Origin of the sequence: Agrobacterium sp. SORGH_AS 787 (assembly GCF_030819035.1) — a bacterium.
Taxonomy (GTDB): domain Bacteria; phylum Pseudomonadota; class Alphaproteobacteria; order Rhizobiales; family Rhizobiaceae; genus Agrobacterium; species Agrobacterium larrymoorei_B.
On sequence record NZ_JAUTBG010000001.1, the window covers coordinates 1,593,155 to 1,610,403 of the forward strand.

Here is a 17,249-nt window from a genome sequence, read left to right on the forward strand (position 1 = left end):
TCGCAGCACTTCGAACCGCGTTCAGCTATCACGCTCTTCAGCAGTCACGTCGAAGTTGCTGAAGTCTCCATTGTCGATGAAGGCTTTCAGCATGGCCTTGTAAGGCTCGGTATCGATCTTGTTGTGAACCAGCCACTCTGGATTATAGTAGGTGGCTGCGTAGCGATCTCCACTGTCGCAGATCAAAGAGACGAGCGAACCTTTTCGCCCTTCCTTCATCATCGCAGCTGCAATCCAGCAGACACCGAAGAAATTCGTGCCGGTGGAGCCGCCCACGCGCCGGAAGAGGCGTTCTGAGAGGACATGCATCGCAGCGATGGATGCCGCGTCCGGTATCTTGATCATGTGGTCGATGACGCCGGGGATGAAGGAGGGCTCGACACGCGGTCGGCCCACGCCCTCGATGCGCGATGGCGTCGAACAGGTGACGTTTCGATCTCCCGACATGTAGGATTGGTAAAAGGCCGAGTGCTCCACATCCACCACGCAAAGCCGGGTTGGAAGGTTGCGATAACGGATGTAGCGCCCGATCGTAGCGGAGGTGCCTCCGGTGCCTGCATTCATCACCACCCATGATGGCTCTGGATGCTCTTCGCTCTGCATCTGGTCGAAAATGGATTCGGCGATATTGTTGTTGCCGCGCCAGTCCGTTGCGCGTTCCGCATAGGTGAACTGGTCGAGATAGTGGCCGTTCGCTTCCGCAGCCAGCTTCTCGGCAACGGTATAGACTTCGGCGGGACTGTCGACGAAATGACAGCGGCCGCCAAAGCGTTCGATGGCCTCCACCTTCTGGCGGCTGGTGGAATGCGGCATGACGGCAATGAAGGGAAGGTCGAGCAGATGCGCGAAATAGGCTTCGCTGACAGCGGTGGAGCCGGACGAGGCTTCTACCAGCGTCGTCCCCTGCCGGATTTTGCCGTTGCAGATGCCGTAGAGGAACAGAGAACGCGCGAGGCGATGCTTGAGGCTGCCAGTTGGGTGCGTCGACTCGTCTTTTAGATAGATCGATATGCCGCGCAGGCCGTTGAAGACGGGCTTTACCAGATGGGTATCAGCTGAACGCCGTCCGTCGCCCTGGAGAATGCCGATGGCGCGACGCGCCCATTCGCGGTCTTCGCATGCCGGCAGCGGGGTGATTGGGGGCGTGGAAAGACATTCATCCATGGCGCTTGACCTCCATCTGCTCCAGCAGATTTACCACCAAACGCAGTGTGCTTGAATATTCTTTAAAAATCGTGTTTTCCATAAAATCATGCTCCCATGAAAAGATATGGAAGAAGAATGTTCCATGGAATCGTCCTATATTAGAACGATGACTTTGCAAAGTGGCTTGCTGCAAACGGGTGCAATAAGGCGCGGAAATTGAGGGCGCGCGCGTGGGGCTTCCAAATCTCACAAGACAGCGATCACCTCAGGCCGTGCCATCCACCAGAACGAAGGGCTGTCCCTTGGAGCACGTTTCGATGCGCGCCTCGACGCGATAGATATCGCGCAGCATAGCGGGCGTGATGACATCTTCAGTCGCCCCGCTTACCACCATCTGGCCACCGGCGATCACGATGGTGTTTTCGCAATAGCGTAGCGCGTGGTTCAGATCGTGAAGCGCAATCAGCACGATCATGCCCTCGCGACGGGCGAGGCTTGAGATGAAGTCCAGCACTTCGACCTGGCGGTGGAGATCGAGCGCCGACGTCGGTTCATCCATCAAGAGCACTTCCGGCTTGCGTACCAGGGCCTGCGCCAGAGAGACAAGCTGACGCTGGCCGCCAGACAATTCGCCAAGCCCGCGGAAGGATAGGTTGTCGATGTTCAGCGCCTTCAAGATGGCGTCGATCTCGGCCAGCTCGTCGTCGTGAACTTTCCAGCCGCTTCCTTGCTTCGCGGAAAGCAGGATGGATTCGTACACCGTAAGCACCGCATTGGCACCAGTGTCCTGGGGCATGTAGCAGATCGTCTTCGGGCCTTGCTCCGTCTGCGACAGCGTCACGACGCCTAGCCCGGAGATCAGGCTGGCAATGCGCTTGAAGAGCGTGGATTTTCCCGCGGCGTTCGGGCCGATGACGGCCGTGACGCTTCCGGCCCGCAGCATGTCCGTACTGACGTTGGAAAGAACCGTCGTGCGCCCATATTTCGCGCCGACATCCTGAAGAGCCAAGGCTACCATGCGCGCCTCCTGTTGGAAAAGATCAGGATGAAGAAGAAGGGAACGCCCACAAGAGCAGTGATGACGCCGATCGGCAGCACCGCGCCGGGGATCAGCATCTTGCTGACGACGGAGGTGACGGAAAGAAGAAGCGCGCCGCAGATGACGGAGCCGGGCAGAAAGAAGCGCTGATCCTCGCCCACCACCATGCGGGCAATATGCGGACCGACCAAGCCAACAAAGCCAATCGTGCCGACGAAGGACACCGGAATGGCGGCCAGCAGGCTCACCGTCAGCATGGTCTGGAGGCGCAGGCGACGGACATTGACGCCCATGCTGGCTGCCTTGTCATCGCCAAGCCGGAGCGCCGTCAAAGCCCAGGCGTTCTTCATGAAGAGCGGCACCGTCAGCACGAGAATGGCGGCCGTGACATAGACCTTTGCCCATGTCGCTTTGGTGAGGCTCCCCATGGTCCAGAAGACGACCGCTGCCAAAGCCTGTTCTGATGCCAGATATTCCAGCAGTGACAGGGCGGCATTGAAGGTAAAGACCAGTGCGATCCCGAGAAGCACAATGGTTTCTACGCTGACGCCACGCATCGTCGAGGCGAAGTGAATGAAGAGAGCAGCCAGCATCGCCATGATGAAAGCGTTGATTGGAACCATATATTCCACGGCGCCTGGAAAGATCGCGACGCCGCCGACGAGTCCCATGGCTGCGCCGAAACTTGCCGCTGCCGAGATACCAAGCGTGAAGGGGCTGGCAAGCGGGTTCGACAGGATAGTCTGCATCTGCGCGCCCGCGACGGAAAGAGAGGCGCCGACGGTGACCGCCATCAGGGCGATTGGCATGCGGATATCCCAGATGACCACGCGAAGCTGGTTGGCGACAGCCGCCGGATCGAAGATTGCACTCACAACGTTTGAAAGCGTGTAACGCGCCGGCCCCAGCGCCATGTCGGTCGCAACGCTGAGGCACAAAGCCAGAAGAAGACCGACGAGGATCAATATACGGCGACCGGCAAGTGCCCGGTATTGATGCCCTCCTGTCGTCGCTACAGGCATTTCGCTGATGGAAGCCATCTTAGTTTACGCCTTTTTCGAGAGAGACGAAGTAACCGGGCTTGTATGCGATAGGCAGGAACCTCTTGTGGAAGTCATCGAAGTTCTTTTCTGGATCAAGGTCAGCAAAGAGATCGGGATGAAACCACTTTGCGAACTGCTGGATCGGCACGAATTCGTAGGGAGCACCGTAGAACTGGTGCCAGACGGCGTGCACATTGCCATCTCTGACAGCCCTCAATTCGGGAAAGGGCGTGCGTGTCATGAGTTTGGCAAGGCGCTCACGCGAAAGCTTCATGTCCGCGCCGCGTCCGACCGGGACGAACTGGTTGATGTCGGATTCCGCGGCCCAGTTCGAACCTGTGACGATGATGTGGGCTGGATCGGCGACGACGAGTTGCTCCGGGTTGAGATCGCCGAAGGTTGTCTTGATCACGTCGGACGCAATATTGTGGCCACCGGCCTCTTCAATCATCGCACCGAAATTGACCGGGCCGAAGGTACGGCAGCAGGTGTTCTCGCCGGAGATACCCGGTGCGCGCTCTATGAAGACGCCAGGGCGTTTCAGATCCTTCACGGTTGCCAGCTTGTCGGTAACGAGTGCAATCTGCTCGCGGCGATAGGCCATGAACGCGTCGGCCCGCTGTTCGGCGCCGAAAATCTGGCCAAGGGCGCGAATGGAGGGTTCGGTGTTTTTCTCCGGATCGAGCCGGAAGTCGAGATAGACCACCTTGATCCCGGCTGCTGCCGCCTTTTCTTCGAAGCCGCTTTCCTTGGCGCTTTGCTCTGCCTCCAGGTTCAGAGTGATCACGTCTGGCGAGAGTGCAATCGCCGCCTCCAGGCTGAACTCACCCTGCGGTAGATAGCCGAAGCGTGGAAGGTCCTTGATCTGCGGAAAACGCTCGACATAGGCGGTGTAGCTGTCCGGGTCCTTCTTGATGAGATCATCGCGCCAACCGACGATGGTGTCGAACGTCTGGTCGCCCTTGAGGGCCGCGACAACATGAACCTGCCGGGCTTCGCCCAGGATCACCCGCTTCGCAGGCAGATCCATCTCGACGGTACGACCGGCCGCGTCGACGATTTGCCCTGACAAAGCCGGGGAGGAGAGCGTCGCAAGGATGATGGTTGCAATCGTGCCAAGCGTTTTGAAAATCATGGGATGACCCTCTTTTAAAAACAGCATGGCGAGGCGGATCAAGCCCGCCTCGCATTGTTCGTTTCTGGCCGTTAAGGCCCTCATGGTCTCGATCTTAAGTGTTGTCTTTCAACGAGACGAAGTAGCCGGGCTTGTATTCGAGCGGCAGGAAACGCTCATGCAATTCCTTGAAGGTCGCTTCAGGATCGAGGTCCTTGAAGAGATCGGGATGCAGCCACTTGGCGATCTCCTGGATCGCGACGAACTGATAGGGGTTGTTGTAGAACTGGTGCCAGATGGCGTGCACATCGCCGTTCTCCACCGCCTTGACGCCGGTAAAGCCCGGGCGTTTCGTCAGGGCCTCCAGCTTGCGATGGGCTTCCTTCAGGTCTGCACCATAGCCAACACCCACCCACTTACCGCCCGGAACATAGGCTTCCCACTTGCCGCCGGTGATGATGATCTGGTCTGGATTGGAAGCAATGATCTGCTCGGGATTGACCGTGCCGAAGGTGCCGGGAATGATGCCCTTCGCCATGTTGATGCCGCCAGCGATCTCGACCATCTTGCCGAAATTCTCATTGCCGAAGGACATGCAGCAATCGTCAGAATAGCCGCCAGCGCGCTCGACAAAGACGACGGGCTTCTTTGGGTTTTCCTTTTCGAGAACGTCGGTAACGCGCTTGATGCTGTCGGAGCGGAACTTGATGAAGTCTTCCGCGACCGCTTCCTTGCCCATAAGCTTGCCCATGAGGCGCATGCTCGGCTCGGTGTTTTCCATCGGCTTTTCGCGGAAGTCGACATAGACGAGCGGGATGCCAACCTTGCCGAGCTTCTCGATGTAGCCGGCTTCTTCCGTTGCCGTCTTGGCATCGACGTTCATCAAAATGACGTCGGGCTTCAGCGTAACCGCCTGCTCGATATCGAATGTGCCATCCTTCATGCCGCCGAACTTCGGCAGCTTGGCGATATCCGGATACTTTGCGAGATAGGCCGCATAGGTTTCCGGATCGGCTTTCGGCAGATCGTCACGCCAACCAACGATGTGTTCGAAGGGGTTGGTCTTATCCAAAGCGGCAAGGAAATAAATTTGGCGGCCTTCGCCGAGAATGACGTGCTTGACTGGCACGTTGACCTCGACATCGCGTCCGGTAACGTCTTTGACTGTCACTTTTTCAGCAAATGCCGGCCATACGGTCGACACTAGAAGGCCCATTGCAAGAACTGCGGATCTGCTCGTAATGCGCATTGAAAATAGCTCTCCAATAAAACTTTTGGCGCTTTAAGATTTTATGATTGCATTAGTCAAGTTTTATCTTTTAGAGGAATTCTGAACTGCAATCGCGAAGGTCGACCGGCATGGACAGCGCAAATGGTTATGGAAGCAATTTTGGTTTGAGAGATGAGATCAAGGCCTACTGGTCCGCTCGCGCTGCCACCTTCGATCTTTCTCCCGGGCATGAAATCTTTTCCGAGGACGAACGCGCTGCCTGGCATCGGCTCGTGCTGAAGCATCTGGGGGCGGGTGAGGGGAGGCTGGCGCTTGATCTCGCAAGCGGCACCGGCGTCGTCTCCCATTTGATGGACGATCTCGGCTTCCGCGTGACTGGCCTAGACTGGGCAGAGCCCATGTTGGAACGCGCAAAAGCCAAGGCGAAAAGCCGAAACCGACAAATTGCCTTTCGTATGGGCGACGCGGAAAACACCATGGAGCCGGATGCGACCTATGATGTGGTGATCAACCGCCATCTCGTCTGGACTCTGGTCGATCCGCAGGCTGCCTTCCGTGAGTGGCTGCGGGTCTTGAAACCCGGCGGTCAGGTGCTGATCGTTGATGGCGATTTCGTCAATGTCAGCCGCATGGAGAAGTTTCTGAAAGACCTCGCGAACTGGCTGCAAAGGCGCGGGCTTCTAAAAGCCGAAGCGGTGCACATGCCGCCGGATATGGCGGGCACGCATAATAGCATTCTATCCCGCGTCTATTTTTCCAATGGTGCGCGTGCCGAGGCGGTGGCCGCACTGCTGCGGGATGCTGGTTTTGAGAACGTGTCGATCGACACCGATCTTCGCGACGTTCACAAGAGCCAGGCAAAGAACTGGAATGTCCTGAAGGCTGCGGCGCGTGGCATTCAGCACCGCTACGCTATCTGTGCGCGCAAGCCGGGATAAGAAAAGCCCCGGATTGCTCCGAGGCTTCAGGATCGTGTGATCAGCCGGCTTTCGCCATCGCCTTGGCGGCCATACGAGCCCGGATCGACTCCACATCCGCTTTTGGCGTCGCCGCAAACAATGTGCGGGTGTAGCTGTGCTTCGGGTCGGAAAAGACCTCGTCGCGGGTGCCGTATTCAACCGCTTCGCCGAAATACATCACCATCACTTCATCGGCGATATATTTTACCACCGACAGGTCATGGCTGATGAAGACATAGGTGAGGCCGAACTCGTCCTGAAGATCGGCGAGCAGGTTCAGCACCTGGGCCTGGACCGAAAGGTCGAGCGCGGAAACCGGCTCGTCCAGCACGAGAAGCTTCGGGTTGAGCATCAGTGCACGCGCAATGGCGATACGCTGGCGCTGACCACCGGAGAACATGTGCGGATAGCGGTTGTAATGCTCAGGGCCGAGACCGACGCGCACCAGCATGTCGGTCGCCTTTTCGCGACGCTCGGCGGCGGACATGTTGGTGTTGATCAGAAGGGATTCACCCAGCACGTCGCCGATCTTCTGGCGCGGGTTGAGCGAGCCGTATGGGTTCTGGAACACGATCTGCACCTTCTGGCGCATTTCCGGCGTCAGGTGGCCGGGACGCGTGTCCATCTTCTCGCCATCGATGAAGAGATCGCCGGAGGTCGGCTCGTCGATGAAGGTCAGCATGCGGGCAAGCGTCGACTTGCCGCAGCCACTTTCGCCGACGATTGCCAATGTCTTGCCGGTCTCGAGCTTGAAGGACACGCCCTTGACGGCATGGACCGTCTTGCTCTTTTTCAGAAATCCGCCGGGGATATGGTAATCCCGTTTCATGTCACGGATTTCGAGCATGATCTTGTTGTCGCTCATGCCGTTTCTCCCCCAATGCTCGAGGCTGGCGTCGGTGTCCCGTCGAAGAACTGCGAAACGGTGGTCAGGCGATCGCCCGTTGCATTCTCCGGCAACGCTGCCAGAAGTGCCTTGGTATAGTTGCTCTTCGGGTTTTCAAACAGAGTGAGCACGTCGGCCTCCTCCATCTTGCGACCCTTGTACTGAACCACGACGCGGTCTGCCGTTTCCGCCACCACGCCCATGTCGTGGGTGATCATGATCAGGCCCATGCCGTTTTCGGCCTGCAGGCGCATGATAAGATCGAGGATCTGCTTTTGGATCGTCACGTCGAGCGCGGTCGTCGGTTCGTCGGCGATCAGGAGCTTTGGATTGCAGGCAATCGCGATGGCGATCATCACGCGCTGGCATTGGCCACCAGACATCTGATGCGGGAAGTGCTTCAGGCGTTCTTCCGGGTCCGGCAGGCCGACAAGCTTGAAGAGTTCAATGGCACGGGCGCGACGTGCCTTCTTGTCCAGACCCATATGGATGCGCAGAACTTCCTCGATCTGGAAACCGACGGTAAAGCAAGGATTGAGGCTTGCAACCGGCTCCTGGAAGATCATGGCGACATCCTTGCCGATCAGCTTGCGGCGATCGGATGCGCTGAGCTTCTGGATATCCTTGCCCTGAAAGAGCATGCGGTCGGCGGTAATGCGCGCCGTCCATGGCAGCAGGCCCATGACGGCCAGCATGGAAACGGACTTGCCGGAGCCGGACTCGCCGACGATGGCAAGCACTTCACCCGGATCGACCGAGATCGACACGCCATCCACGGCGCGGAACCAGCCATTGGCGGTTTCGAACTCGACGGTGAGATTATCGATTTGCAGAAGTGCCATATCAGGACCTCTTCAGTTTCGGATCGAGCGCATCACGCAAACCGTCGCCCATCAGGTTGATGGCGAGAACGGTGATGAGGATGGCAAGACCGGGGAAGGTGACGACCCACCATGCGCGCAAAATGAATTCACGCGCTTCGGCAAGCATGGTGCCCCATTCGGGTGCGGGCGGCTGCGCGCCCATGCCGAGGAAGCCGAGAGCGGCAGCATCGAGAATGGCGTTGGAGAAGGAAAGCGTCGCCTGAACGATGAGCGGCGCGGTGCAGTTCGGCAGAATGGTGCGGAACATCAGACGCAGCGGACCGGCACCTGCCAAGCGCGAGGCCGTAACGTAATCCTTGGATTTCTCCGACATGACGGCCGCACGGGTCAGGCGCACGAAATGCGGCTGAAGAACGAGCGCAATCGCGATCATGCCGTTGGTCAGCCCCGGTCCAAGAATGGCGACAAGAACAAGCGCCAGAAGCAGCGACGGGAAGGCCAGGATGATGTCCATCAAACGCATGATGGCGGTATCGAGCCAGCCGCGATAATAGCCTGCGAGAACGCCGATGACGACGCCGGTGGTCAAGGACAGGGTGGTGACGAAGACGCCGATGAACAGCGAATACTGTGCGCCATAGATCAGGCGAGACAGGATATCGCGACCGACAGGGTCGGTGCCGAGCAGATAAGTGAGGCGTCCCCCTTGGACCCAGGCGGGCGGCAGAAGGACGGCGTCACGATACTGCTCGAACGGCGAGTGCGGCGCGATGAAGTGTGCGAAGACGGCGATGATCACGAGCGCGATGAACACATAGAGCCCGATCACGGCGCCCTTGTTCTCGGAGAAATAGAACCAGAATTCCTTGAGCATCTGCTTGCGCATGGCGGCAGAGGAAACCGGTGCTGCGGTTTTGGTGATGGCGGTATCGGCCATGAAACGGTCCTCCCTTTAGTGCCGGATGCGCGGGTTGATCAGGCCATACAGGAGGTCAACGATGAGGTTGACGACCATGATGATGCCCGCAATCAACAGCAGGCCGCCTTGGATAACCGGGTAATCGCGGCGGAAGACGGAATCGACCATCCACTTGCCGATGCCCGGCCAGGAGAAGATCGTTTCGGTGAGGATGGCACCCGCCAGCATGACGCCGACCTGGAGACCGATGGTGGTGATGACCGGGATCATGGCGTTGCGCAGCGCATGGATGCCGATCACCCGGAAGGGAGAAAGGCCCTTGGCGCGTGCGGTGCGCACATAGTCTTCGGACAGCACTTCCAGCATGGCCGAGCGTGTCTGGCGCGCAATGACGGCGAGCGGAATGGTGGCAAGCACGATCGACGGCAGGGCCAGATGGCTGAGTGCTGAGGCAAAGGCGCCCTTTTGACCGGAGAGCAGCGAGTCGATCAGCATGAAGCCGGTGACCGGCGGGAAGTAGTACATCAGCGAGATGCGTCCCGAAACCGGTGTCCATTGCAGAATGCCGGAAAACAGGATGATCAGCAGCAGGCCCCACCAGAAGATTGGCATGGAATAGCCGACGAGCGCGATGCCCATCAGACCCTGATCGAAGATCGAGCCGCGCTTGATGGCCGCGAACACACCTGCCGGAATGCCAATGCAGATGGCCAGTATAATGGCGCAGAAGGAGAGTTCGACGGTTGCCGGGAAGAGCGCGAAGAACTGATCGATGATCGGCGACTTGGACACGATGGACGTGCCGAAATCACCTGTCAGGATGCCCTTCAAATAGTCGAAATATTGGATTACCAGCGGACGGTCGAGACCGAGAGCCGCGCTGATCTGCGCATGACGCTCTGGCGACATGACACGTTCGCCGGAGAGAAGTGCGACCGGATCGCCCGGCAGAAGCCGGATGAACAGGAACGCGATAATGGAAACCCCGATGAATGTCGGGATGAGCACGGCAATACGCCGCACAAGAAAGCCAATCATGAGAAACCTTCGATCTGTTCCTTGAGGAACCTATGCTCTGGCACGAGGCAGTTTCGCCTGCTTATTGGTATGTTATGAGTGCCGCATAAAGGAACTGCCGCGCACCTTCAAGAAGATGCGCGGCAAGTCTGTTTGGGTGCAGCGATTACTCGGTGATGTCGACGTTTTCGAACGTGAAGTCACCCAGCGGGCTCTGGACGAAGCCCGTTACTTCCTTGCGCATCGGAACGATGGACAGGGAGTGGTCGAGCGTGGCCCAAGGTGCTTCCTTCTTGAAGACAACCTGAGCTTCTTCATAGAGCTTGGTGCGCTCAGCCTGATCGGTCGTAACCTTGGCCTTCTTCACCAGATCGTTGAACTCCTTGTTGCACCACTGTGCACGGTTGTTGCCGCCAACAGCTTCGCAGCCGAGCAGTGTGTCAAGGAAGTTGTCCGGATCGCCATTGTCACCGGTCCAGCCGAGCATGACGGCGCCGTCACGATCCTTGGCCTTGGAGCGGTCGAGATATTCGGCCCATTCGTAAGAAACGATTTCGACCTTCACACCGATCTTGGCGAAATCATCCTGAATGATTTCAGCAGCGCGGCGGGCGTTCAGCATGTATGGACGCGAAACAGGCATTGCCCAGACCTTCATGGAAAGGTCCTTCACGCCAGCGTCTGCGAGCATCTTCTTTGCAGCGTCGAGATCGTAGGTATCGTCTTCGATCTTGTCGTTATAGGACCACATGGTCGGCGGCAGCGGGTTCTTGGCAGGTGTTGCCATGCCCTGGAAGACAGCGTCGACAATAGCCTTTTTGTTGATGGCCTTGTTCAGCGCCTTGCGCACTTCGACCTTGTCGAATGGAGCCTGGGTGGTGTTGTAGGCGAGGTAGGCAACGTTGAGGCCTTCCTGCTCCATGACCTTGAGGTTCGGGTCGGCCTTCATCGACTGCACGTCAGCGGCATTCGGGTAAGGCATCAGGTGGCATTCGCCAGCCTTCAGCTTCTGGTAGCGAACGGCAGCATCGGTGGTGATGGCGAAAACGAGATCGTCGATCTTCGGTGCGCCGCCCCAATAATCCTTATTGGCCTTGTAGCGGATGACGGCGTCCTGCTGGTAGCCGACGAAAGCAAACGGACCGGTGCCGACTGGCTTCTGGTTCAGTTCTGCCTGCTTGCCTTCAGCGGCGAGCTTGTCGGTGTATTCCTTCGAAACGATCGAAGCGAAAGGCATTGCGAGGTTTGCAAGGAAGGGAGCTTCCGGACGGTTCAGCGTGAACTTGACCGTCATGTCGTCGACTTTTTCGACCGACTTGATCAGTTCAGGGAAGCCCATGCCGGCGGCATATTCCCAGGACGTGCCCGGAACATACTGGTGCCAAGGGTTGTCGGTCTTGATCTGGCGCTCGATGGAGAAAACAACGTCATCGGCATTCAGGTCGCGGGTCGGTGTGAAGAAGTCTGTGGTCTGGAACTTGACGCCGGGACGGAGCTTGAAGGTGTACTCCTTGCCATCCTTGGAAACTTCCCAGCTCTCGGCGAGCCCTGGAATTGGCTTGGTGGTGCCCTTTTCGAATTCCAGCAGGCGGTTGTAAACGGTGTGTGCAGCGGCGTCGAAGGTGGTGCCGGCTGTGTAGAGGCCAGGATCGAAGCCTTCTGGCGAACCTTCGGAGCAGTAAACGAAGGTTTTCGCACTGGCTACGTTTGCGAAGCACGTCGCCGAAAGCAGGGCGGCGGCGATGATGCCAAGTTTGTATCTCATATATGAGCTCCCAATTTTTTGTAAACGGCTCGCTTGTCCCGCGAATGCCGATTGATCGTCGTTATAAGAAAGTCTTTACATACTCAAGCGAACACTGAAACGATTCATATGATTTTTGATCAAATATTCAACTTTCCGCGATCTGATACTATTTTAGGCGATATCATTAGAATGTTATGATCGTCGGATCGGCTAAAAGTGATATATCCTTCTCTCGCAGCTACCTTAAGACATGCGAAAACGCCCCGCGAAAAGCAGGGCGCTGGAGAGGATATTAGCGGTTCAGTTCTCGACTTGTCGAGGTGCCTCAGGCTGCCGAGATTTTGTCGCCCACGACACGCCAGTTCACGAGGTTTTCCAGCACGGCCTTGATATGCGCGGGCTTACGGTTCTCGTAGTCGACGTAATAGGCATGTTCCCATATATCGATGCCGAGATAGGCGGGGCGACCGACAGCCACAGGATTGTTGCCGTCCTCATAGCCGACCAGCGCAAGTTTGTTCGCGTCGTCTCTGGTGAGCCATACCCAGCCCGTGCCGAAGACCTCATCGGATGCCGCGACGGCTTTTTCGATGAACTTGTCATAATTGCCGAATGCGGCGTTGATTTCATCCGCCGTTTTTCCCTCTGGTCTGTTCGGGCCGCCGGGTACGAACTGGTCCCAGTAGAAAATGTGGTTCCACGCCTGGGCTGCGTTGTTGAAGATTTTCTTGTCTGCCGCCTTTCCGTAAGACGCGGTCACGATCTCTTCCAGCTTCATGTCCGCATAGGGCGTGTCCTTCGAAAGCATATTGAGCTTGTCGAAATAGGCTTTGTGGTGCTTGCCGTAATGCAAGCCGACCGTTTTTGCCGAAATATGCGGTGCGAGTGCGTCCTCCTTGAAGGGAAGGGCGGGTTGCTCGAAAGGAGTTGCGGCACGGCCGATAGACGGCGTTGAAAGAACCGTTGCCGCAGCGGAGGCGGCGCCGGCAGCAAGGATTGCGCGTCTTGTTAGTATCATGGCGGTTCGAAGCTCCTGGTGATGAAGGTTTGAGTTTCGATAACCGCCGCAACTGGAAAAGGTTTCCCGGGGTGATGTGGTTTGGGGCGTGCTCCCGAACTTGTTATCGCGTCAAGTATACTCAAGGGCTGGCTGCACGAGCAGACGTTTCTTCTCCGTAATTATTAGCGACGGATGCGACATTCAGGGTTGCACGAAATTCTGGAGCGGTTAGCTTGTCCGCGGTTGTGCGGCGGAGGCTCGGTCCGTTCAACTGTATCGATACAGGAGGAAGTCAGACATGAAGACGATCAAGGGCCCCGGTTTGTTTCTGGGTCAGTTCGCGGGAGATGCCGCACCCTTCAATAGCTGGGACGCGATCACCAAATGGGCCGCTGAAAAAGGCTATGTCGGTGTTCAAGTGCCGACATGGGCGAGCCAGTTGATCGACCTTAAGAAGGCCGCGGAATCCAAGGATTATTGCGACGAGTTTTCGGGCGTTGCGCGCCAGAACGGTGTCGAAGTGACCGAGCTTTCGACCCATCTTCAGGGTCAGCTTGTGGCGGTCCACCCTGCTTATGATGAAGCCTTTGACGGTTTTGCAGCGCCGGAAGTGCGCGGCAATCCCAAGGCGCGGCAGGAATGGGCGGTGGAGCAGGTCAAACTCGCCTTGAAGGCATCGCGCAATCTCGGCATCGATGCCCATGCGACATTTTCAGGCGCTCTCGCCTGGCCCTTCATCTACCCGTGGCCGCAGCGTCCTGCAGGCCTGGTGGAAACCGCATTCGACGAACTTGCAAGACGCTGGACGCCGATCCTGGACTTCGCCGACGAGCAGGGTGTCGATGTCTGCTACGAAATTCATCCGGGTGAAGATCTGCATGATGGCGTTACCTTCGAAATGTTCCTGGAGCGGGTGAAGAACCATAGCCGCGCCAACATGCTTTACGATCCATCGCATTACGTGCTGCAGTGCCTGGATTATCTCGACAACATCGATATCTACAAAGACCGCATCAAGATGTTCCACGTCAAGGATGCGGAGTTCAATCCGACGGGACGCCAGGGCGTTTATGGCGGCTATCAAGGCTGGGTCAACCGCGCGGGCCGCTTCCGCTCGCTTGGCGACGGCCAGGTGGATTTCGGTGCGGTCTTCTCCAAGATGGCAGCCAATGATTTCGATGGCTGGGCCGTGGTCGAATGGGAATGCGCCTTGAAGCATCCCGAAGACGGCGCGCGTGAAGGTGCGGAATTCGTCAAGGCGCACATCATCCGCGTCACGGAGAAGGCCTTCGACGATTTCGCCTCCAGCGGCACAGATGACGCAGCCAACCGGCGTATGCTTGGCCTGTAATAGAACGATTGCGAGGACTGAAAACTATGGCAATTGAAGGAAAGACGACCGACAAGGCGTCCAAGCGTATTCGCCTCGGCATGGTCGGCGGCGGCAGCGGCGCTTTCATCGGCGGCGTTCACCGCATGGCGGCGCGCCTCGACAACCGCTTTGAACTGGTGGCAGGCGCGTTGTCGTCCACGCCGGAGAAGTCCAAGGCCTCCGGTCTGGAATTGGGGCTCGACGAAGACCGCTGCTACGGTTCCTATGAGGAAATGGCGGAAAAGGAAGCGGCACGCGAGGATGGTATCGAAGCCGTCGCCATCGTGACGCCGAACCATGTTCATTATCCCGCGGCCAAAGCCTTTCTGGAGCGCGGCATCCACGTCATTTGCGACAAACCGCTGACCTCCAACCTCGAAGACGCCAGGAAGCTGAAAGAGGTCGCCGATAAGGCTGATGCGCTGTTCGTGCTTACCCACAATTATACCGGCTATCCCATGGTGCGCCACGCACGGGAACTGGTGGAAAGTGGCGCGCTTGGCGATATTCGCCTGGTGCAGATGGAGTATCCGCAGGACTGGCTGGCCGAGCCGATCGAACAGACCGGCGCCAAGCAGGCGGTCTGGAGAACGGACCCCGCACAGTCGGGTGCAGGCGGCTCGACCGGTGACATCGGCACGCACGCTTACAACCTCGGCTGCTTCATCTCCGGGCTTGAACTGGACGAACTCGCGGCCGACGTACACACCTTTGTCGAAGGGCGGCGCCTGGATGACAACGCGCATGTCATGCTGCGCTTCAAGGCAAAAGACGGTAAGCAGGCGGCCAAAGGTCTTCTGTGGTGCAGCCAGGTCGCCGTCGGCCACGAAAACGGTTTGAAGGTACGCGTCTACGGCACCAAGGCGGGGCTGGAATGGACGCAGGCGGACCCGAACTATCTGTGGTTCACCAAGCTCGGAGAGCCAAAGCAACTGATCACCCGTGGCGGCGCCGGTGCAGGTGAAGCGGCAGCCCGGGTGACCCGCATTCCCTCGGGCCACCCGGAAGGTTACCTCGAAGCCTTCGCGACGATCTATTCGGAAGCCGCAAACGCCATCGACGCGCGCCGCAACGGTTCCGATCTCGACAAGGCTGTCATCTACCCGACTGTGGATGACGGTGTGAAAGGTGTTGCCTTCGTGGAGGCATGCATTCGTTCGTCAAAGGACAACGGCAACTGGGTCAAGCTCTAACACGACAAAACCGCCATGCGATCATGTCGCATGGCGGTTTGTTGAATTCTTATCGTAGCTTTCAAGCTGCGCCCGCTGGATCGCCAATCGGCAGAAGTGCGGGATTAAGCGTCGGATCGTTCGGATTCTTGGTATCGCCTGGATCCTGGACTGGCGGAACGGGCGGCTTTTCCTGAACTCGATCCGGAATGCCCGGTGTGGATGTTGGACCACGCGGGCTGTCGATCGTGGACTCGTCCAGTGGATCACGGTTTGGCATGGTAACCTCCTTCATTGTTGTTCGGTAGGTAAACAGAAGCCCGATACATTGGTTCCCATCTTACTCCGCAACCTGTCTCCGTGATCAGTCCCGATGCCTCGGCAACCACCGCGACAACCGTAATGTGCTGTTAACCACCTGTTATCCATGCCGTTAAAGTTTTAGCCAAATTCTAACCAAGTTTCTTTTTCCGCCATACCTTCGCGCTTATGTTGACCATAACAGCAGTCAGACAGGCGCTGTCGTCGGTTGCTTTCGGAATGATGCCTCCCACTAAGGGGCCCGTGGACTTGTATGGAGTTGATGATGTCCAATAAATTCAGATCTTATGGTGTTGCCGCTGCGGCACTTTTGGCTGCAAGCCCGGTTTTTGCTGCAGACCTTACCTCGTCCTACGAGGCGCCTCCGGCCTATAACGAGCCAGCAAGCTCGTCCTGGACGGGCGCTTATGCCGGTGGCCATATTGGCGCTGCCATGCCAAGTGCAAACCCGTTCCGTGACGGCAAGGGCTTGGCGCTCGGCGTTCAGGGCGGCTACAATTACGATCTCGGCGGCGCAGTCGTCGGTGGTGAACTTGAGGCAACCCATCTTGGCGATACCCGCGTCTCCGTTCCAAACGGAAATCTTCGTGAGCGCTGGCGGGTTGCGGCCAAGGCCAAGGCTGGCGTCAAGATGGACGAAACACTGATCTATGGTACAGCCGGTCTGACGGTCACGAGCCTTCGCGATGGCGACAATGTCGTCGGTCCTGATGGCATGAAGGAAGGCTACCTGCTGGGCGCTGGTATCGAACACAAGTTCAATCAGCAGATTTCAGGTAAGGTTGAATATAACTACGTCGCGACAAACGATGTCCGGACATTCTCCGGCGGCACCACATCGCGGACGGACATCAGCGACAACGTCGTCAAGGGCGGTCTGAACTACCACTTCTAATGTCTTTTGGCAGAGTTCAAACCTGCCAACAACTTCACTCAAAAGGCGGGCGACAGATAGCCCGCCTTACTTCGAACGGCACTCCGTGCGTACACCAGAGGCGTCAGCGAAGGTGTTGTCCGATGCATGGTAGGATGGATAGCGTGTTGCGCACCAGCGGATGTGCTGCACTTCATCTGCCGAAAGCAGAAGATCGCCGCTGCCTTTGGTCGCGCCGCCATTGCTGAACGCGGAGACGGAAGCGTTCGTGCCCTCTTCCGCAGAGGCCTCGCTCACATAAGCGGGGTTGATGACGCTCAGAGCGAGTGATGGGCCGCTTGCAGCGCACAGGAATGCAGCTGCTAAAAAAACTACGGATTTTACGTTTCCTGATCTTGACATTTTGGAAGTTCCTTTTCCGTATCTCGAAAAAGCAACGTGGCAAGACTGGCTTTGGTTCCCTTGTTAACGAAGTCTTAGAAGTAACGTGCCGGTGATAATCGATTATGAAGGCACTTTCAGTCCTGATTCGCATCTTGAGTTCCATCGTCCTCTCGATGTGATCCGTCTCCTTCGGCGGATCGG

General features: G+C 57.6%; 17 protein-coding genes. 4 read left to right on the plus strand and 13 right to left on the minus strand.

What is annotated here, in order from left to right:
• Positions 1–21 precede the first annotated feature (21 nt).
• The 5 genes from QE435_RS07015 to QE435_RS07035 form a co-directional block, all read right to left on the minus strand.
• Positions 22–1,164, minus strand: coding sequence for a PLP-dependent cysteine synthase family protein (locus QE435_RS07015; protein ID WP_349040743.1), 1,143 nt, complete (start codon positions 1,162–1,164; stop codon positions 22–24).
• Between the two features lie 247 nt (positions 1,165–1,411).
• Positions 1,412–2,164, minus strand: a complete 753-nt coding sequence (locus QE435_RS07020; RefSeq protein WP_349040744.1) for an ABC transporter ATP-binding protein — start codon at positions 2,162–2,164, stop codon at positions 1,412–1,414.
• Positions 2,158–3,225, minus strand: a complete 1,068-nt coding sequence (locus tag QE435_RS07025; RefSeq protein ID WP_349040745.1) for an iron ABC transporter permease — start codon at positions 3,223–3,225, stop codon at positions 2,158–2,160. The genes QE435_RS07020 and QE435_RS07025 overlap by 7 nt, the downstream gene beginning before the upstream one ends.
• A 1-nt stretch (position 3,226) precedes the next feature.
• A complete protein-coding gene (locus QE435_RS07030; protein ID WP_349040746.1) occupies positions 3,227–4,363 on the minus strand; it encodes an ABC transporter substrate-binding protein in 1,137 nt (378 codons plus the stop codon).
• Between the two features lie 94 nt (positions 4,364–4,457).
• Positions 4,458–5,591, minus strand: coding sequence for an ABC transporter substrate-binding protein (locus tag QE435_RS07035; RefSeq protein ID WP_349040747.1), 1,134 nt, complete (start codon positions 5,589–5,591; stop codon positions 4,458–4,460).
• A 110-nt stretch (positions 5,592–5,701) separates the two neighbouring features.
• On the opposite strand from QE435_RS07035, the gene QE435_RS07040 reads away from it, so the two are divergent.
• Positions 5,702–6,511 (plus strand): methyltransferase domain-containing protein, encoded by an 810-nt coding sequence (locus QE435_RS07040; RefSeq protein ID WP_349040748.1) that lies wholly within the window; start codon positions 5,702–5,704, stop codon positions 6,509–6,511.
• A gap of 40 nt (positions 6,512–6,551) precedes the next feature.
• Here the strand turns inward: QE435_RS07040 and QE435_RS07045 are convergent, their stop codons facing one another.
• From QE435_RS07045 to QE435_RS07070, 6 genes are all read right to left on the minus strand, one after another.
• Positions 6,552–7,397: a dipeptide ABC transporter ATP-binding protein gene (locus QE435_RS07045; RefSeq protein ID WP_349040749.1), complete on the minus strand. Its 846-nt coding sequence runs from the start codon at positions 7,395–7,397 to the stop codon at positions 6,552–6,554.
• Entirely contained in the window at positions 7,394–8,260 is an 867-nt protein-coding gene (locus QE435_RS07050; RefSeq protein WP_306928262.1) for an ABC transporter ATP-binding protein, read from the minus strand. The genes QE435_RS07045 and QE435_RS07050 overlap by 4 nt, the downstream gene beginning before the upstream one ends.
• Position 8,261: 1 nt before the next feature.
• Entirely contained in the window at positions 8,262–9,179 is a 918-nt protein-coding gene (locus tag QE435_RS07055) for an ABC transporter permease subunit (protein ID WP_306928261.1), read from the minus strand.
• Positions 9,180–9,194: 15 nt separating this feature from the next.
• Positions 9,195–10,199 carry an ABC transporter permease subunit gene (locus tag QE435_RS07060; RefSeq protein WP_349040750.1) on the minus strand — a complete coding sequence of 335 codons (1,005 nt, stop codon included), beginning with the start codon at positions 10,197–10,199 and terminating at the stop codon, positions 9,195–9,197.
• A gap of 145 nt (positions 10,200–10,344) precedes the next feature.
• Positions 10,345–11,943 (minus strand): ABC transporter substrate-binding protein, encoded by a 1,599-nt coding sequence (locus tag QE435_RS07065; protein ID WP_309770168.1) that lies wholly within the window; start codon positions 11,941–11,943, stop codon positions 10,345–10,347.
• Between the two features lie 307 nt (positions 11,944–12,250).
• The gene (locus QE435_RS07070) at positions 12,251–12,943 is read right to left on the minus strand and encodes a superoxide dismutase (RefSeq protein WP_349040751.1); all 693 of its coding nucleotides are present in this window, start codon (positions 12,941–12,943) and stop codon (positions 12,251–12,253) included.
• A 280-nt stretch (positions 12,944–13,223) separates the two neighbouring features.
• Here QE435_RS07070 and QE435_RS07075 point away from each other — a divergent pair, with 280 nt between their 5' ends.
• Both QE435_RS07075 and QE435_RS07080 read left to right on the plus strand, forming a co-directional pair.
• Entirely contained in the window at positions 13,224–14,276 is a 1,053-nt protein-coding gene (locus QE435_RS07075; RefSeq protein WP_306928255.1) for a sugar phosphate isomerase/epimerase, read from the plus strand.
• Positions 14,277–14,302: 26 nt separating this feature from the next.
• A complete protein-coding gene (locus QE435_RS07080) occupies positions 14,303–15,490 on the plus strand; it encodes a Gfo/Idh/MocA family oxidoreductase (protein ID WP_309770170.1) in 1,188 nt (395 codons plus the stop codon).
• Positions 15,491–15,551: 61 nt separating this feature from the next.
• On the opposite strand, the gene QE435_RS07085 is transcribed toward QE435_RS07080, so the two are convergent.
• A complete protein-coding gene (locus tag QE435_RS07085) occupies positions 15,552–15,749 on the minus strand; it encodes a hypothetical protein (protein ID WP_306928251.1) in 198 nt (65 codons plus the stop codon).
• 306 nt (positions 15,750–16,055) lie between these two features.
• On the opposite strand from QE435_RS07085, the gene QE435_RS07090 reads away from it, so the two are divergent.
• A complete protein-coding gene (locus QE435_RS07090) occupies positions 16,056–16,685 on the plus strand; it encodes an outer membrane beta-barrel protein (RefSeq protein ID WP_349040752.1) in 630 nt (209 codons plus the stop codon).
• A gap of 66 nt (positions 16,686–16,751) precedes the next feature.
• Here the strand turns inward: QE435_RS07090 and QE435_RS07095 are convergent, their stop codons facing one another.
• Positions 16,752–17,066 carry a BA14K family protein gene (locus QE435_RS07095; protein ID WP_349040753.1) on the minus strand — a complete coding sequence of 105 codons (315 nt, stop codon included), beginning with the start codon at positions 17,064–17,066 and terminating at the stop codon, positions 16,752–16,754.
• Positions 17,067–17,249 lie beyond the last annotated feature (183 nt).

What these genes read in the sequence shown, in the direction of transcription:
- QE435_RS07055 (WP_306928261.1), bottom strand. Translation starts at nt 9,179, where the DNA reads ATGGCCGATACCGCCATCACCAAAACCGCAGCACCGGTTTCCTCTGCC.
- QE435_RS07060 (WP_349040750.1), bottom strand. Translation starts at nt 10,199, where the DNA reads ATGATTGGCTTTCTTGTGCGGCGTATTGCCGTGCTCATCCCGACATTC.
- QE435_RS07090 (WP_349040752.1), top strand. Translation starts at nt 16,056, where the DNA reads ATGTCCAATAAATTCAGATCTTATGGTGTTGCCGCTGCGGCACTTTTG.
- QE435_RS07015 (WP_349040743.1), bottom strand. Translation starts at nt 1,164, where the DNA reads ATGGATGAATGTCTTTCCACGCCCCCAATCACCCCGCTGCCGGCATGC.
- QE435_RS07025 (WP_349040745.1), bottom strand. Translation starts at nt 3,225, where the DNA reads ATGGCTTCCATCAGCGAAATGCCTGTAGCGACGACAGGAGGGCATCAA.
- QE435_RS07070 (WP_349040751.1), bottom strand. Translation starts at nt 12,943, where the DNA reads ATGATACTAACAAGACGCGCAATCCTTGCTGCCGGCGCCGCCTCCGCT.
- QE435_RS07080 (WP_309770170.1), top strand. Translation starts at nt 14,303, where the DNA reads ATGGCAATTGAAGGAAAGACGACCGACAAGGCGTCCAAGCGTATTCGC.
- QE435_RS07035 (WP_349040747.1), bottom strand. Translation starts at nt 5,591, where the DNA reads ATGCGCATTACGAGCAGATCCGCAGTTCTTGCAATGGGCCTTCTAGTG.
- QE435_RS07075 (WP_306928255.1), top strand. Translation starts at nt 13,224, where the DNA reads ATGAAGACGATCAAGGGCCCCGGTTTGTTTCTGGGTCAGTTCGCGGGA.
- QE435_RS07050 (WP_306928262.1), bottom strand. Translation starts at nt 8,260, where the DNA reads ATGGCACTTCTGCAAATCGATAATCTCACCGTCGAGTTCGAAACCGCC.
- QE435_RS07065 (WP_309770168.1), bottom strand. Translation starts at nt 11,943, where the DNA reads ATGAGATACAAACTTGGCATCATCGCCGCCGCCCTGCTTTCGGCGACG.
- QE435_RS07045 (WP_349040749.1), bottom strand. Translation starts at nt 7,397, where the DNA reads ATGAGCGACAACAAGATCATGCTCGAAATCCGTGACATGAAACGGGAT.
- QE435_RS07030 (WP_349040746.1), bottom strand. Translation starts at nt 4,363, where the DNA reads ATGATTTTCAAAACGCTTGGCACGATTGCAACCATCATCCTTGCGACG.
- QE435_RS07020 (WP_349040744.1), bottom strand. Translation starts at nt 2,164, where the DNA reads ATGGTAGCCTTGGCTCTTCAGGATGTCGGCGCGAAATATGGGCGCACG.
- QE435_RS07040 (WP_349040748.1), top strand. Translation starts at nt 5,702, where the DNA reads ATGGACAGCGCAAATGGTTATGGAAGCAATTTTGGTTTGAGAGATGAG.
- QE435_RS07095 (WP_349040753.1), bottom strand. Translation starts at nt 17,066, where the DNA reads ATGTCAAGATCAGGAAACGTAAAATCCGTAGTTTTTTTAGCAGCTGCA.
- QE435_RS07085 (WP_306928251.1), bottom strand. Translation starts at nt 15,749, where the DNA reads ATGCCAAACCGTGATCCACTGGACGAGTCCACGATCGACAGCCCGCGT.